The following is a 16,439-nucleotide window of genomic DNA, read 5'->3' as shown; positions in this document are numbered from 1 at the left end:
GCTCCTGGGAGCGCCGCTGTTTTGAAAGATTCCGATCAGTTACTGCTGCAGCTCCTGCTCGCTGAACACCCCGGCAAACAGGGCGCTGGAGAGGTAACGCTCCGCCGCACTCGGCAGGATGACCACTATGGTTTTGCCCGCAAATTCCGGCAGCTCGGCCAGACGGCTGGCAGCCACCACCGCAGCACCGGAGCTGATACCGGCCAGGATCCCCTCCTCCTCCATCAGGCGGCGAGCCATCTCGATGGCTTCATCGCTGGTCACCTTCTCCACCCGATCGATGAGGGAGAGGTCCAGGTTGCCCGGGATAAAGCCGGCGCCGATCCCCTGGATCTTGTGGGGGCCCGGTTTGATCTCTTCCCCGGCCAGCTTCTGGCTGATGACCGGCGACTCCGCCGGTTCAACCGCGACAGAGACCACCGCCTTGCCTTTAGTCTGCTTCAGATAGCGAGAGACCCCGGTAATGGTACCGCCGGTACCGACCCCGGCTACGAACACATCCACTTCGCCGTCAGTGGCATCCCAAATCTCGGGGCCGGTGGTCTTTTCGTGGATCTCCGGGTTGGCCGGGTTTTCAAACTGTTGCAGCAACACATACTTGCCCGGCTCGGACTCGAGGATTTCGTTGGCCTTGGCAATGGCTCCCTTCATGCCGAGGGGCCCTTCGGTCAGCACCAGATTGGCACCGAGCGCCTTGAGCAGCTTGCGGCGCTCCAGGCTCATGGTGGCCGGCATGGTCAGGGTGATGGGATAGCCGCGAGCCGCCGCGACAAAGGCCAGAGCAATACCCGTGTTGCCGCTGGTGGGCTCGATGATCTCCTTACCCTTGGTCAGGATGCCGCGCTTCTCGGCATCCCAGATCAGGTTGGCACCGATACGGCACTTGACGCTGAAGCTGGGGTTGCGGCTCTCGATCTTGGCCAGCACGCGACCTTTGGTAACACGGTTGAGACGAACCAGCGGGGTGTGACCGATAGTCTGGCTGTTGTCCTCAAAAATTTTGCTCATGGCGCTATCCCTGTGTTTGTTACGACGATGAAACAAGATTACCCTGTGGTTTCTGAATGAGAAGTGACTATTCGTTATAACCATATGGTATTACAACATATAGAGCTTATTCTCTCTGGCCCCTGACTCAGGGCGCCAATCGTCAAAGGAACCGACGTTATGGGATTTTCAGGAAGCAGCCAGTATCTCGCCTCCGATGCATTGAAGATGGCGGTCAATGCCGCCATCACCCTCGAAAAACCGCTGCTGATCAAAGGGGAGCCGGGCACCGGCAAGACGGTGCTGGCAGAGGCGGTCGCCGACCATCTCGGCACCGACCTCATTGCCTGGCATATCAAGTCCACCACCAAGGCTCAGCAGGGACTCTACGAATATGATGCGGTGGCCCGGCTGCGGGACTCCCAGCTCGGCGACCCCAGAGTGGCCGATATCAGTCACTACATTCGTAAAGGCAAGTTGTGGCAGGCCTTCAGTGCCGAGCAGCGACCTGTGCTGCTGATCGACGAGATCGACAAGGCCGACATCGAATTCCCCAACGATCTGCTGCTGGAGCTGGATCGGATGGAGTTCGACGTCTACGAGACCGGCGAACGAGTCAAGGCGCGCCAGCGGCCTGTGGTCATCATCACCTCCAACAACGAAAAAGAGCTGCCGGACGCCTTCCTGCGCCGCTGTTTCTTCCACTACATCCGCTTCCCCGACAAGGCCGAGATGCAGGCCATCGTCAAACTCCACTACCCCGACCTCAAGGAGAGCCTGCTTGGCGAGGCAATGGAGCTCTTCTTCGAGCTGCGCGAGGTAGAGGGACTGCGCAAGAAACCCTCCACCTCGGAGCTGCTGGACTGGATCCGCCTGCTCTTGGCCGACGATATCGCCCCCGAGGCAATGCGCGCCCGCGAGCCCGGCAAGCTGGTGCCCGCGCTATATGGCGCCCTGCTCAAGACCGAGCAGGACCTGCATCTCTTCGAGAAGCTCGCCTTTCTGGCCCGGCGCGGCAGCTGACCCATGCTGATCGACTTTTTTACCCATCTGCGCCGCCACAAGCTCCCCTGCAGCCTGCGCGAACTGCTGGACTTGCACGCCGCACTGGCTGCCCGGCTGGTTGCTGTCGATATGGAGGAGTTCTACCAGCTCTCCCGCTGCCTGCTGGTAAAAGACGAGGCCCACTACGATCGCTTCGATCGCGCCTTCGCCGAATACTACGAGGGGCTGGAAGCCATTCCCCTGCTGCCGGAGAGCCTGCCCGAGGAGTGGCTGCGCAAGGAGTTCGAGCGACTGCTGAGCCCAGAGGAGAAGGCGCTGCTCAAATCCCTCGGCGGACTCGACAAGCTGCTGGAAACCCTCAACCAGCGCTTGCGCGAGCAGAAAGAGCGCCACGCCGGCGGCAACAAGTGGGTGGGAACCGGTGGCAGCAGCCCGTTTGGCCATGGCGGTTTTCACCCCGAGGGCGTTCGCATGGGTGGAGAGGGGCAGCACGGCAAGGCGGCCAAGGTATGGGAGGCCCGTCACTATCGCAACTTCAGCGATGACTCGCCGCTTGGCCAGCGCGCCATTCAGCTCGCGCTGCGCAAACTCAGGCGTTGGGTGCGCAGAGGCAATCCCGACGAGCTGGATCTCGACGACACCATAAAAAGCTCTGCCCGCCAGGGCTGGCTCGATGTGAAGCTGCGGCCCGAGCGCCACAACGGGGTGAAGCTGCTGGTTTTCTTCGATGTGGGGGGCTCCATGGATGCCCACGTGGCAGAGGTGCAGCGCCTCTTCTCCGCGTTGCGCCACGAGTTCAAGCATCTGGAGTACTTCTATTTTCACAACTGCCTCTATGACTTCGTCTGGAAGGATAACGCCCGCCGCTTTGAAGAGCGGTTCGATACCCTGCGGCTGCTGCGCACCTATGGCAGCGACTACCGGGTGATCCTGGTGGGGGATGCCACCATGGGCCCCTACGAGATCACCTGGCCGGGCGGCAGTGTCGAGCAGTGGAACGAGGAGTCGGGTCAGGTGTGGCTTACCCGATTGCAGCAGCACTTCCCCAAACTGGTGTGGATCAATCCCACCCCGCGACGGGAGTGGCTCTGGCACCCCTCCATCAAGCTGATGAATGATGTGGTTGGCGGACGGATGCATCCGCTGACTCTGGCGGGTCTCGCTGCGGCGATCGACCAGCTGTAACCCTCTCACCCCTATAAACCGACAAGCCGGGAACGCACCCGGCGAGGAGCAAAGATGACCTCTATCGTGATCAGTGGCTCAGGCCTCTATACCCCACCCTTTGCCGTCAGCAATGAAGAGCTGGTGGCCGCCTTCAACCAGTATGTGGATCTCTACAACGAGGAGAACGCCTCCGCCATCGATGCCGGCCAACTCCCCGCCAAGCAGCACTCCAGTTGCGAATTCATCGAGAAGGCATCCGGCATCAAGAGTCGTTATCTGGTGAGCCGAGAGGGGGTGCTCAACCCCGACATCATGCAGCCGCTGCTGGCGGAGCGGCCCGATGAGATGCCCTCCATCATGGTGGAGATGGCGGTGGCCGCCGCCGAGCAGGCGCTGATCGCCGCCGGCCGCGAGCCGGGCGAGATCGATTTGGTGATCGTCGCCGCCTCCAACATGCCACGCCCCTATCCGGCACTGGCCATCGAGCTGCAGCACTATCTGGGGGCGAGCGGCATGGCCTTTGATATGAACGTGGCCTGCTCGTCTGCCACCTTCGGGATCAAGACAGCCGCCGACATGCTGGCGGCAGGCAGCGCCAACGTGGCGCTGGTGGTCAATCCGGAGATCTGCTCGGGGCACCTCAATTTCCGGGACAGAGACAGTCACTTTATCTTCGGCGATGCCTGCACCGCCGTGCTGCTGGAGCGGGTAGCCGATTGCAAGGTGGCCAACCCCTGGCAACTGGTGGCAAGCAAGCTGGTGACCCAATACTCCAACAACATCCGCAACAACTTTGGCTTTTTGAACCGGCTGAGCCCGCGTACCCGCTACGGCGACGACAAGCTGTTTCGCCAGCAGGGGCGCAAGGTGTTCAAGGAGGTGTTGCCGCTGGTGTGCGACCAGATTGCCGGCCAGCTCGATGAGCAGGGCTGGCCCGCCGAGAGCCTTAACCGGCTCTGGCTCCATCAGGCCAACCTCACCATGAACCAGTTCATCGGTCGCAAGCTGCTCGGTCACGATGCCAGCCAGCAGGAGGCGCCGGTCATTCTTGATAGCTATGGTAATACCAGCTCGGCGGGTTCCATCATCGCGTTTCATCTGTACAATCGCGACCTTCCTGCGGGGGCTCGCGGCGTACTGTGCTCCTTTGGCGCTGGCTACTCCATCGGTAGCTTGCTGCTGCGACGCCTGTAATGGCGGGCCTCCCGCCGACATAACAATAACCAGCAACATGGGTGGGAATATGCAGAGGATCACGGGGCGCTGCGCCCTGCACTACGGGGTAACCCTGTCACTATTTTGTCTCTATGGCTGGCAGGTTTGCCCGTTTCTCGAGAGTCTCACCCTGCCCCAGTTGCTGGGGCCGACCCTGGTGACGTTTGCCATCATGTTTGCCGTGCGCAATTGGCTGCTCTCAAGGCGGCCCCTGCCGCGCAACGGGCTGGACGGGTTTGGACTGGAGGTGGGTTTCTACCTGCTGGGGGCACTGCTGCTGTCGGGCTACAACGCCCTGGCCCACGACTTCCCGCTGGAGAGTCACCTCAAGGTGCTGCTGGGGATGACCACCCTCGGCTTTCTGGTGGCTGCCGATCTGACTCTGGAGCGGGACTTGCATCGGGCCAGAGCACGGCAAGCCGAGCAGAGCTTGGCGCTGAGCCACCCGCTGGCCATGCCGCTGCCACGCAAGTTCACCCTCTTTACCCTGGCGACCCTCACCCTGCTGGGCGGCGTCTTCTTCTTGCTGTTCAACAAGGATCTGGAGTGGCTGGTGACGGTGGGGCGCAGCCTGCCGAGGGTCGATGCCCAGCACTACATCCTGTGGGAGATCTCCTTCGTGATGACGGTGACCTTCTGTTATCTCGCCCTCATTATTCACGGGTATGGTCGCAATCTCGGCCTATCCCTGCGCCAGCAGACCCGCACAATGGCCAGAGTACAGTGCGGTGACTTCGACGCCCGGGTGCCGGTCACCCGAGATGACGAGTTCGGTCTTATCGCCGCCAGTACCAATCAGATGATCGGCGAGCTGAAATCCCGCAGTGACGAGCTCAACCTGACCCGCGACGTGGCCATCCTCGGCCTCGCCTCGCTGGCAGAGACCCGGGACAACGAGACCGGCGCCCATATCATCCGCACCCAGCACTATGTGAAGGCGCTGGCGCAATACCTCAGTCGCAGCGATTGGGATCGCTATCCGCTCGATGACGCCACCATCGACCTGCTGTTCAAGTCGGCCCCGCTGCACGATGTGGGCAAGGTGGGCATTCCCGATGCCATCCTGCTCAAACCGGGCAAGCTGACCGACGAGGAGTTCGCCATCATGAAGCGCCACCCGCAGATCGGCGCCGATGCGCTGGCGAGTGCCGAGGCGCAGCTGGGCTCCAACTCCTTCTTGCGGCTGGCCCGGGAGATCTCCCTCACCCACCACGAAAAGTGGGATGGCAGCGGCTATCCGGCTGGGCTGGCGGGTGAGGATATTCCCCTCTCCGGGCGCTTGATGGCGGTAGCGGATGTCTACGATGCCCTCATCTCGAAACGAGTCTACAAACCTGCTTTCAGCCATGAGGAAGCGAAGGAGATCATCGTGAAGGGGAGCGGCAGCCATTTTGATCCCGGCATTGTCGCGGCGTTTCTCGCTTGCGAGGCGCAGTTCAGGGAGATTGCCGCGCAGTTTCAGGATCACTACTGAGCAAGTACATGCCGACCAGCTTGCCCTGATGGCTGACAGGGCAACCGGCGTCATAAATTGTACACAAACAGGTCTGACCATGGCCGACTCAGCACCATGCTGACGGCCTTTGCCACGCCGTCCCCATATTGATATTTCCCTTTATTTACAGCTATTTTTTGTCATTTTGTGATCCGGATTCGTGCCGATGACGCAACCGGGATCACAAGATGGCAGGAAAAGGCCGCAATTTGCCCTCCGGCGCCAATGATGGCTTCCAATGAAAGCGAGGTTTGCTATCATCCGGAGACATTTTTCATCTGTCGCCGGCTACAAAAGAATACCCTCATGTACACACAGTTCTTCGGCCTCTCGGAACACCCGTTTTCCATCTCGCCCAATCCCAAGTACCTCTATATGAGCGAGCGCCACGGCGAAGCCCTTGCTCATCTCAACTATGGATTGCAGGATGGCGGCGGCTTTGTGCTGCTGACCGGCGAAGTGGGCACTGGCAAAACCACCGTCTCCCGCTGCCTGCTGCAACAGCTCCCCGCCGAGACCGAGATCGCCTACATCCTCAACCCCTCCCTGACCGAACGGGATCTGCTGGCCGCCATCTGCGACGAGTTTCAACTCCCCTATCCCGATGATGCCGGGATCAAGCGGCTGTTCGACCTTATTCGCGATCACCTGCTGGCCAACCTGGCGGCAGGCAAGCGCAGCGTGGTACTGGTGGATGAGGCGCAGCACCTGCTGCCCGGCGTACTGGAGCAGCTGCGTCTGCTCACCAACCTCGAAACCGACGAACGAAAACTGCTGCAGGTGGTGCTGATCGGTCAGCCCGAGCTGCAACAGATGCTGCGCCAACCCCTGCTGCGCCAGCTGGCCCAGCGCATTACCGCCCGCTATCACCTGCTGCCGCTCTCTCCCAGCGATGTGGATGCCTACGTCCGCTTCCGGCTGCAAGTTGCAGGCTGCGTACAACCCATCTTCACCCCGCGCGCCATCAAGACGCTTCATCGCCTGAGTGGCGGCATCCCCCGTTTCATCAACCTCATCTGTGACCGCGCCCTGATCGCCGCTTTCGCCCGTGGCAGCTACAAGATTGTCCACAGCGATATCAGCCAGGCCGCCTTCGAGGTCAATGGCGTTCGGGACGAAGGGAGCTGGGCCTCCGGTCTGATGGTGACGCTGGCGGGCGCCCTGCTGGTGGCCGCAGGCTGGTGGGGCTGGCAATTTTTCGGCGTGTTCCCCACCCGTCCGGTAGTCAAGGTCGAGGTGCCGGTCACCATCGACGAGACCGCCGAGCAGCAGGAGCAGCTGACCGAGGCGATCAATCAGGCCATCGACCCCGACAGCGCCATGCAGAATCTCTATCGGGTCTGGGGTTATGAACCGGAACCGTTCGAGGCAACCTGTGACAACGCGCCCCGTGCCGGTCTGCGCTGTCAGGAGGGAGAGGCAAGCCTCGACGAGCTGCGCGCCCTGCAGTATCCCGCCATGATCACACTCACTGACCAGACTGGCGGCCTCTACTACGCGACTCTGGTCAATCTGGGGCCGAACAAGGCCAGCCTGATGATAGGTGACCAGAGCTGGCAGGTGGATCGCCAGTGGCTCAGCGACAACTGGGGCGGCAGCTACACCCTGCTCTGGCGCATGCCGAAAGGGGGGGTGAGCCTGATCGCCAGCAATGCCGGTCAGACCCTGATCCAGTGGCTCGACAACGCCCTGAGCCGTGCGCTGCAACAACCCGAGCGCAAGGTGCGCCGTTTCGATGGCGAGCTCAAGAACAAGCTGCAGCAGTTCCAGCGAGATCAGGGGCTCACCCCTGATGGCATCGCGGGCAGCAACACCCTGCTGCGTCTCAACGCCCTCTCCGGTGAACCCATGCCCAGACTGGAGGAGGCCTCCTGATGTCTACCCTGCTCAAGGCGCTGCGCCGTGCGCAGCAACCGCAACTCTCCGCCCATATTCCGGCCATGGGCTTGCCCATGCCTCGGGAAGAGGAGCGCACCCCACGCCGCATCGGCTGGCTGCTGGCTCCCCTAGCCTTGCTGCTGGGGGCTGGCGCCAACTATGGCTGGCATCTGATCCACCTGCGCCCCATCGAGGAGAAGGTGGAGGTGAAAGAGGTGATCACCCCGCCCTTCGTGCGGGTCGAACCCAAGGCGATGGTAACTCGTCCGCTGCCCCCGCCCCTGCCGGAGCCGGTGGCCCAACCCAGAGCAGTGGCCAAAAACGAGGGGACCAGTCAGGGGAATACCCCCGCGCTGAGTCTGGCCGAGCAGCTGATGAAAGCCCTCAATGAAACGCCATTGCAGGAGACGCCACACGCCACCGGCCAGAACAACGTGCAACCGGCCCAGTTGATGGCGCTGGGCTCGGCACCCCAGTCGGTGCGCCAGCAGGTACCGCAATTGAGCTACGGCTCTCATGTATTCTCCTCCAACCCCGCCAAGCGCGCCGTAGTGCTCAATGGCCGGGAATACCGGGAGGGGAGCGAAATCGCCCCGGGGGTCGTGCTCGCCACTATCGACCAGCAATACATAGTGCTGCAGGTCGCCGGACAGAACGTGACCCTCAAGGCGCTGCAGGATTGGCGAGGGTGAGTACGTACCGTACCCTGATGTTCGCTGGCAAGCAGGATGCACCTCACCTGAGTGCCACTTTTGTGAGCATTCAAAGGTTTACGGTGTGATGAAATATCCATTTTTACGGTTTGGCGCGCCCGGACCCGTTGTGTCGCAGCCACCGGCCGTACACAATACGCAGCCGCCCCAGAGCCTGGAATTTGTTGATTAATATGACGCTACGATTCAGGGATGACATCTTGACCATGCTGCTGGCCCAGTGCCGGCGGCTTCCCATGACCAGAGTCACCCAGGTGGCCTTTCTGGCGCTGCTGATCATGCTGGCCCAGCAGAGCGCCGCCCTCACCTGGCGTCTGCTCACCCTGGCAAGCCCGCAAACCAGCCAACCGTGGCAACCCTCCGCCGTGGCGGTCAGCGGCCAGAGCAACCCGCGCCTTGAACTGGGCGAGGTAAGCCGACTGGCGCTGTTTGGCAAGGCGATCCCCAAGGCACAGGCCAAAGCCGCCGTGGCCGCCAATGCGCCGCGTACCCAGCTCAATGCCCAGCTCAACGGGGTGCTGGCAAGCTCGGATCCCGCCAAATCCATCGCCATCATCGCCATGTCCGGCATCCAGAACTCCTACGGGGTCGGTGATATGATTGACGGCACCCAGGCGCGGATCCGGCAGGTCTATCCGGATCGGGTGATCATCGAGCGGGATGGCCGCGACGAGACCCTGATGCTGGATGGCGAGGAGTATGGCAAGCCGCTGCCGCAGACCAACACCGCCCCCCTTGGCTCCCTACGCAGCGAGCTGATGGCCGATCCGGGCAAGATCACCGATTACCTCAATATTTCACCGGTTCAGGTGGATGGCCGCATGACCGGCTATCGCCTCAACCCGGGCAGCAATCCTGAGTTTTTCAACCAGAGCGGGCTGCAGGCCAATGACCTGGCCATCAGCATCAACGGGCTGGATTTACGGGACAACATGCAAGCCATGCAGGCGATGCAGCAGATGGCTGGCGCAACGGAAATGACAGTGACCGTCGAGCGACAGGGCGAACAGTTCGACATCTATGTGCGCTTGTCAGAATAATGATTTGGAGTCGTACCAATAATGACCACTAAAGGGAAAAGCTGGCGTCTGGCCACTATCGCAGCGGCACTGATGATGGCGGGCTCAGCTTGGGCCACCGAATACTCTGCCAGTTTCAAGAACGCCGACATTGAAGAGTTCATCAATACGGTGGGCAAGAACCTCAATAAAACCATCATCATAGAGCCCTCGGTGCGCGGCAAGATCAACGTGCGCAGCTACGACCTGCTCAATGAGGAGCAGTACTACCAGTTCTTCCTGAGCGTGCTCGACGTCTACGGCTTTGCCGTGGTGCCGATGGACAACGGGGTGCTCAAGGTACTGCGCTCGCGGGATGCCAAGACCTCCGCCATTCCGGTGGTGGATGGCAGCAACCCGGGCTCCGGCGACGAGATGGTGACTAGAGTAGTGCCGGTGCGCAACGTCTCGGTCCGTGAACTGGCGCCACTGCTGCGCCAGCTCAACGACAACGCCGGTGGTGGCAACGTGGTGCACTACGAGCCCTCCAATGTGCTGCTGATCACCGGCCGCGCCGCCGTGGTCAACCGCTTGGTGGAGGTGGTGAACCGGGTCGACCGCGCCGGCGATCAGGATGTGGACATCATCAAGCTCAAGTTCGCCTCGGCAGGTGAAATGGTGCGGCTGGTGACCAACCTCAACAAGGATGGCAACCCCCAGGGCGGCACCGCCTCCCTGCTGCTCTCCCCCAAGGTGGTGGCCGACGAGCGCACCAACTCTGTGGTGGTGAGTGGTGAGCCGAAAGCGCGCGCCCGCATCATCCAGATGGTGCGCCAGCTCGACCGCGACCTGCAAAGCCAGGGCAACACCCGGGTCTTCTACCTCAAATATGGCAAGGCCAAAGACATGGTCGAGGTGCTCAAGGGGGTCAGCTCCAGCATCGAGGCCGACAAGAAGGGCGGCGGCGCAACCACAGGTGGCGCCAGTATCGGCGGTGGCAAGCTGGCCATCTCAGCCGACGAGACCACCAATGCGCTGGTCATCACCGCCCAGCCGGACGTGATGTCCGAACTGGAGCAGGTGGTGGCCAAGCTCGATATCCGCCGCGCCCAGGTGCTGGTGGAGGCGATCATCGTCGAGATGCAGGATGGCGACGGCCTCACCCTTGGCGTCCAGTGGGGCAATGCCAACGGCGGTGGCACCCAGTTCACCAACTCAGGTCTGCCCCTCGGCAGTGCCATTGCGGCGGGCAAGGATTACCAGAATGGCAAGACCGACACCGCTGCCGGTCTGCTGAAAGAGTTCAACGGTATGGCCGCCGGTTTCTATCACGGCGACTGGGCCATGCTGGCCACGGCGCTGGCCTCCAATACCAAGAACGATATTCTCTCCACCCCGAGTATCGTCACCATGGACAACAAGGAGGCCTCTTTCAACGTCGGTCAGGAGGTCCCGGTCCAGAGCGGTTCGCAAAGCTCCACCACCAGCGATCAGGTGTTCAACACCATCGAGCGCAAGACGGTGGGCACCAAGCTGGTGGTGACCCCGCAGATCAACGAAGGGGATTCGGTGCTGCTCAATATCGAGCAGGAGGTCTCCAGTGTCGCCCAGACCCAGGCGACCGGTACTGCCAACCTTGGCCCCACTTTCGATACCCGTACCGTCAAGAACGCGGTGCTGGTCAAAAGCGGCGAAACCGTGGTGCTGGGCGGTTTGATGGACGAACAGACCAAGGAGCAGGTCTCCAAGGTGCCCTTGCTTGGCGATATCCCGGTGCTGGGTTATCTGTTCCGCTCCACCTCCAACACCACCTCCAAGCGCAACCTGATGGTCTTTATCCGGCCAACCATCTTGCGTGATGCGGACGTCTATACCGGTGTCTCCAGCAACAAGTACTCCCTGTTCCGCGCCGAGCAGCTCAATGCCGCTTCGCAGGAGGGGTATCTCACCTCCCCCGCCCGTCAGGTATTGCCTGCCTACGGCCAGGATGTGATGGTGTCGCCAGAGCTGCAAAAAGAGATCCAGAAGCAGATCAACGAGATGCGGAGCAGACAGCAAAGCACTGTCGAGACCACCACCCCGTTTGTGCAGAGTAAGCCCTGATGAGTGCCTACCATCTGGATGGAAGTGTCGGGCCTGCGCCACTGCCCGAGCTCCCCTTTGTCTTTGCCCGCAATTTCGGGGTGATCCTGATTGAGCGGGAGGGCGCCCCCGTGCTGCAGTGCCGCCCTGGCGTCACCCCGCAAGCCCTGCTGGAAGTGCGGCGGGTCGCGGGTTGCAGCTTCGCGGTGGAGCAACTCGACAACGAGGCCTTCGAAGAGCTGCTGATGGCCCACTACCAGCGCGACTCCTCCGAGGCGCGCCAGCTGATGGAAGATCTCGGCAACGAGATGGACTTCTTCGCCCTGGCCGAAGAGCTGCCGCAAAGCGAAGATCTGCTGGACGCCGATGACGACGCCCCCATCATTCGCCTCATCAACGCCATGCTGAGCGAGGCGATAAAGGAGGAGGCTTCCGATATCCATATCGAGACCTTCGAGCGGGCACTGGTGATCCGTTTTCGTATCGATGGGGTACTGCGGGAGATCCTGCGCCCCCATCGCAAGCTGGCCTCACTGCTGGTCTCGCGGATCAAGGTGATGTCGCGAATGGATATCGCCGAGAAGCGGGTACCGCAGGATGGCCGTATCTCGTTGCGGATCGGCGGCCGCGCCGTCGACGTGCGGGTCTCCACCATGCCGTCCAGCTACGGCGAGCGGGTGGTATTGCGTCTGCTCGACAAGAACAACGTGCGCCTCGAGCTCAAGCAGCTGGGGATGACCGCGGCCAACCGCACCATCATCAGCGAGCTCATTCGCAAGCCCCACGGCATTATTCTGGTCACCGGCCCGACCGGTTCCGGTAAATCCACCACCCTCTATGCGGCGCTGTCTGAAATCAACTCGCGGGATCGCAACATCCTGACAGTGGAAGACCCCATCGAATATGACCTCGAAGGGGTGGGCCAGACCCAGGTCAACACCAAGGTGGACATGACCTTCGCCCGCGGCCTGCGCGCCATCCTGCGTCAGGATCCGGATGTGGTGATGGTGGGGGAAATTCGAGATCTGGAAACCGCCCAGATCGCGGTACAGGCGTCGCTGACCGGTCACCTGGTGATGTCGACCCTGCACACCAACACCGCCATCGGCGCTATCACCCGGATGCGGGACATGGGGATCGAGCCCTTTCTGCTCTCCTCGTCGCTGTTGGCGGTGCTGGCCCAGCGGCTGGTGCGCACCCTCTGCCCCGATTGCCGCGCCCCGCGCCCCATCACCGAGCAGGAGCGCCTCGCCATGGGCATGGAGCTGGCTCCCGATCAGCAGGTGTGGCGTCCGGTAGGCTGCGAGCTGTGCAACCACACCGGCTACCGTGGCCGGACCGGCATCCACGAGCTGGTGGTGATCGACGAAGCGGTGCGAGAAGCCATTCACAGTGCCAGCGGCGAGCTCGCCATCGAGCGGCTGATCCGCGGCCACACCCCCAGCATCCGCCGTGACGGCATCGACAAGGTCCTCAAGGGGCAGACCAGCCTCGAAGAGGTACTGCGCGTGACCCGGGAAGATTGAGATGGCGGCATTCGAATACAAGGCCCTCGACAACAAGGGGCGCAGCAAGAGCGGCGTGATGGAGGGCGACTCGGCCCGTCAGGTACGCCAGCTGCTGCGCGAACAGGGGCTCACCCCCCTCGAGGTGAACGAGACCACCGAGAAGGCGAAACGGGAAGCGACCCGCTTCGCCCTGTTTCGGCGTGGTGCCAGCACTGCCGAACTGGCACTGATCACCCGTCAGCTGGCCACCCTGGTGGGGGCCGGTCTCACCATCGAAGAGGCGCTCAAAGCGGTGGCCGAGCAGTGCGAAAAGGCCCACTTGCGCTCTCTGGTGGCGACCGTGCGCAGCAAGGTGGTGGAAGGTTATTCGCTGGCCGACTCGCTGGGTGCCTTCCCCCATGTGTTCGACCAGCTGTTTCGCTCCATGGTGGCGGCCGGTGAAAAATCGGGCCATCTGGAAAAAGTGCTCAACCGTCTCGCTGACTACACAGAGCAGCGCCAGCATATGCGCACCAAGCTGCTGCAGGCGATGATCTACCCCATAGTGCTCACCTGTGTCGCCATCGGGGTTATATCGATCCTGCTCACCGCCGTGGTACCCAAGGTAGTGGCCCAGTTTGAACACATGGGCCAGCAGCTGCCGGGCACCACCCGTTTTCTCATCGGCACCAGCGAACTGATGCAGGCCTACGGCCTCTGGTTCCTGCTGCTGATCTTCCTTGGCAGCTTTGTCTGGCGCTGGTGGCTCACCGATGAAAAGCGTCGCCGACGCTGGCATCAGGTGCTGCTCGGCCTGCCGGTGATTGGCCGGGTCAGCCGCGGTCTCAACACCGCCCGCTTCGCCCGTACGTTAAGCATCCTCAACGCCAGTGCGGTACCGCTGCTGGAGGGGATGAAGATCTCCGGCGAAGTGCTCTCCAACGACTTTGCCAGAATGCGCATTCTCGAGGCCGCCGAACGGGTGCGCGAGGGGACCAGTCTGCGCAAGTCGCTGACCGAGACCAAGATTTTCCCGCCCATGATGCTGCACATGATCGCCTCCGGCGAGCAGAGCGGCGAGCTAGACAGCATGCTGGAGCGGGCTGCAGACAACCAGGATCGGGAGTTTGAATCCCAGGTCAATATCGCCCTCGGGGTGTTCGAACCCATGCTGGTGGTCTCCATGGCCGGGGTGGTGCTGTTTATCGTGATGTCGATCCTGCAGCCGATCCTCGAGCTCAACAATATGGTGAATATGTAAGTTTCCGGTGTTCGGTGGCGCCGCTGGCGGCCCGTCGAACCCACCCAGTGATCACTCTCTGATGGGCCATCCCATCTCATTTGTTACGGAGCAACTCATGAACAAACGTCGTCAATCCGGTTTTACCTTGCTGGAAGTCATGGTGGTCATCGTGATCCTCGGCATTCTGGCCAGTCTGGTGGTGCCCAACCTGATGGGCAACAAGGAGAAAGCTGACCAGCAGAAAGCGGTCTCCGATATCGTGGCGCTGGAAAACGCCCTCGACATGTACAAGCTGGACAACAACCGCTACCCGACCACCGAACAGGGTCTGGACGCGCTGGTGACCAAGCCTTCTATCGATCCGGCGCCGCGCAGCTACCGCGATGGCGGCTACATCAAGCGCCTGCCGCAAGATCCCTGGGGCAACCCGTACCAGCTGCTGAGCCCGGGCCAGTTCGGCAAGATCGACATCTTCTCCATGGGTCTGGATGGTGAAGCCGGTACCGATGACGACATCGGCAACTGGAACCTGAAGGATTTCCAATAAGTGATATGCCGCCACCGCACTCCTTGTGAGCTGACTGCATGAAGCGCTCTCTCTCCTTTCATCGCCAATCCGGCTTTACTCTGCTGGAAGTGTTGCTGGTCGCCATGCTGATGGGGCTGGTAGCCACCGCCGTCACCCTCAGCATGGGTGGCGCCAGAGGGGATAGGGAGCTGGACAAGCAGGCGCGTCGCCTGATGGCGACGCTGCAGCTGGCGCAGGAGTATGCGGTGATGGATGGTCGTCTGGTAGGCATTCGCATCGAGGATAACGGCTGGCAGTTTATGCAGCGTCAGGCCAAGGATCGCAAGTGGCTGGCCCTGACTGGCGACAAGCAACTGGGGCCGGTGCAACTGGCCGAGAACATGACGCTGGCGCTGGAGCTGGAAGGCTTTGGCTGGCAGCCGGACTCCGACGAGAAAACCGAACAGAAGCGCGACGAGAAGGAGCGCACGCCGCAGCTACTGATCTTCCCGGGCGGCGAGCTGAGCCCGTTCGTGCTCACCTTCACCCAGCAGGATGAGGATGCCCGCTACACCCGCATCGTCAAAGGAGACGAGTTCGGCCGCCTCACCCTGCTCACCGGCGATGAAGATGAAGAGGTGAGCGAATGAAAGCCCGCGGGATGACCTTACTCGAAGTGATGGTAGCGCTGGCAGTCTTTGCCATCGCGGGGCTGGCGGTAATGAAAACCGCCAGCGAACACCTCTCGGCCCTCAACTATCTGGAGCAGAAGACACTCGCCACCTGGGTGGTAGAGAACCAGCTGGTGCAGCAGAAGCTCGAGAACAAGTGGCCCGGCGACAGCTGGGTGGAAGGGGATGAGCAGATGGCGGGCAGCACCTGGTACTGGCGCTATCGCGGCGTCGCCACCGCCGACAACAACTTTCGGGCACTCGATATGGAAGTGCGTACCGAGGCCAAAGCCGAGAACCCGGTCGCCATGATGCGGACTTATATCAGCCGATGACCCAGAACGTTGCCCGCACGCCTCGCCCCGTCCGTCACGCCGGTTTTACCCTGCTCGAAATGCTGGTGGCGATCGCCATCTTCGCCACTCTCAGCATGGGCGCCTATCAGGTGCTGCAGGGGGTGCTCACCAGCGACGAGGTGGCCAAGCGCAAGGAGACCCGCCTCAACGAATTGCAGCTCGCCTTCACCCTGCTGGAGCGAGACATCACCCAGATGGTGCCGCGCAGCGGTCGCATCGAGGGGGAGAACAACAAGGTGCTGCTGGCGGCTTCCCGGTTCGGCCAGCAGAGCGATGACTGGGGCATGGCCTTTATGCGCAGCGGCTGGCTCAACCCGGACGGCATGCTGCCCCGCTCCCATCTGCAGCGGGTCGGCTGGCGTCTCAAGGATCAGAAGCTGGAGCGCCTGAGCTACCTCTATCCGGATCCGGTGATCGGCACCGAGCCGCGCATCCAGCCGGTGCTGACGGGGGTCACGGCGTTTCGCCTCTACTTCTTCGACAAGGGCAACTGGAAAGAGGAGTGGACCCAGCGCAGCGTGCTGCCCCACGGGCTGGCGGTAGAGCTGGATCTGGAAGATTACGGCACCATTCGCCGTCAGTTCCTGATTGGCGCCGGTGGCCAGCGCGCCGAAGAGAACAGCCAGAGCAGCAA

Annotated in this window: 14 protein-coding genes and 1 pseudogene; 14 read left to right on the top strand and 1 reads right to left on the bottom strand. The window is 61.8% G+C overall.

All coding sequences use genetic code 11. From position 1 onward, the window contains the following. Positions 1-39: 39 nt before the first annotated feature. Positions 40-1,008, bottom strand: a complete 969-nt coding sequence (gene cysK, locus AB5Z05_RS00145; RefSeq protein ID WP_005338267.1) for a cysteine synthase A — start codon at positions 1,006-1,008, stop codon at positions 40-42. A gap of 159 nt (positions 1,009-1,167) precedes the next feature. On the opposite strand from cysK, the gene AB5Z05_RS00140 reads away from it, so the two are divergent. The 14 genes and pseudogenes from AB5Z05_RS00140 to gspJ form a co-directional block, all read left to right on the top strand. Then, positions 1,168-2,010 (top strand): MoxR family ATPase, encoded by an 843-nt coding sequence (locus tag AB5Z05_RS00140; protein ID WP_005350058.1) that lies wholly within the window; start codon positions 1,168-1,170, stop codon positions 2,008-2,010. 3 nt (positions 2,011-2,013) lie between these two features. Continuing rightward, positions 2,014-3,177: a VWA domain-containing protein gene (locus tag AB5Z05_RS00135; RefSeq protein WP_335875203.1), complete on the top strand. Its 1,164-nt coding sequence runs from the start codon at positions 2,014-2,016 to the stop codon at positions 3,175-3,177. Between the two features lie 54 nt (positions 3,178-3,231). Continuing rightward, positions 3,232-4,353 (top strand): beta-ketoacyl-ACP synthase III, encoded by a 1,122-nt coding sequence (locus AB5Z05_RS00130; protein ID WP_335875202.1) that lies wholly within the window; start codon positions 3,232-3,234, stop codon positions 4,351-4,353. Between the two features lie 49 nt (positions 4,354-4,402). After that, a complete protein-coding gene (locus AB5Z05_RS00125) occupies positions 4,403-5,848 on the top strand; it encodes an HD domain-containing phosphohydrolase (protein WP_368149818.1) in 1,446 nt (481 codons plus the stop codon). 327 nt (positions 5,849-6,175) lie between these two features. Beyond that, complete coding sequence (locus AB5Z05_RS00120) at positions 6,176-7,744, top strand: ExeA family protein (RefSeq protein ID WP_368149817.1); 1,569 nt, start codon at positions 6,176-6,178, stop codon at positions 7,742-7,744. Then, a complete protein-coding gene (exeB, locus tag AB5Z05_RS00115; RefSeq protein WP_368149816.1) occupies positions 7,744-8,439 on the top strand; it encodes a GspB family T2SS assembly factor variant ExeB in 696 nt (231 codons plus the stop codon). Before AB5Z05_RS00120 ends, exeB begins: the two co-directional genes overlap by 1 nt. 227 nt (positions 8,440-8,666) lie before the next feature. Next, on the top strand, positions 8,667-9,500 hold the full coding sequence (exeC, locus tag AB5Z05_RS00110) for a GspC family type II secretion system variant ExeC (protein ID WP_110303038.1): 834 nt from the start codon (positions 8,667-8,669) through the stop codon (positions 9,498-9,500). 21 nt (positions 9,501-9,521) lie between these two features. Beyond that, positions 9,522-11,561 carry a GspD family T2SS secretin variant ExeD gene (exeD, locus tag AB5Z05_RS00105; protein WP_159143319.1) on the top strand — a complete coding sequence of 680 codons (2,040 nt, stop codon included), beginning with the start codon at positions 9,522-9,524 and terminating at the stop codon, positions 11,559-11,561. After that, positions 11,561-13,066 (top strand): GspE family T2SS ATPase variant ExeE, encoded by a 1,506-nt coding sequence (gene exeE / locus AB5Z05_RS00100; RefSeq protein ID WP_368149815.1) that lies wholly within the window; start codon positions 11,561-11,563, stop codon positions 13,064-13,066. Before exeD ends, exeE begins: the two co-directional genes overlap by 1 nt. 1 nt (position 13,067) lies before the next feature. Further along, the gene (exeF, locus tag AB5Z05_RS00095) at positions 13,068-14,288 is read left to right on the top strand and encodes a GspF family T2SS innner membrane protein variant ExeF (protein WP_005338296.1); all 1,221 of its coding nucleotides are present in this window, start codon (positions 13,068-13,070) and stop codon (positions 14,286-14,288) included. Positions 14,289-14,385: 97 nt separating this feature from the next. After that, positions 14,386-14,817 carry a GspG family T2SS major pseudopilin variant ExeG gene (gene exeG, locus AB5Z05_RS00090; protein ID WP_005338297.1) on the top strand — a complete coding sequence of 144 codons (432 nt, stop codon included), beginning with the start codon at positions 14,386-14,388 and terminating at the stop codon, positions 14,815-14,817. Positions 14,818-14,855: 38 nt separating this feature from the next. Next, positions 14,856-15,428, top strand: coding sequence for a GspH family T2SS minor pseudopilin variant ExeH (gene exeH / locus AB5Z05_RS00085; RefSeq protein WP_182939152.1), 573 nt, complete (start codon positions 14,856-14,858; stop codon positions 15,426-15,428). Then, positions 15,425-15,784 (top strand): GspI family T2SS minor pseudopilin variant ExeI, encoded by a 360-nt coding sequence (gene exeI / locus AB5Z05_RS00080; protein ID WP_021229089.1) that lies wholly within the window; start codon positions 15,425-15,427, stop codon positions 15,782-15,784. Before exeH ends, exeI begins: the two co-directional genes overlap by 4 nt. Continuing rightward, positions 15,781-16,428, top strand: a pseudogene (gene gspJ / locus AB5Z05_RS00075) (type II secretion system minor pseudopilin GspJ); the annotation flags it as partial. The gene exeI and the pseudogene gspJ, both read left to right, overlap by 4 nt. Between the last annotated feature and the right edge of the window lie 11 nt (positions 16,429-16,439).

The organism is Aeromonas sp. R2-4 (genome assembly GCF_040908365.1).
GTDB classification, from domain to species: Bacteria; Pseudomonadota; Gammaproteobacteria; order Enterobacterales; family Aeromonadaceae; genus Aeromonas; species Aeromonas veronii.
The sequence above is the reverse complement of the archived record's forward strand: the minus strand, read 5'-3'. Positions and strand labels throughout refer to the sequence as shown.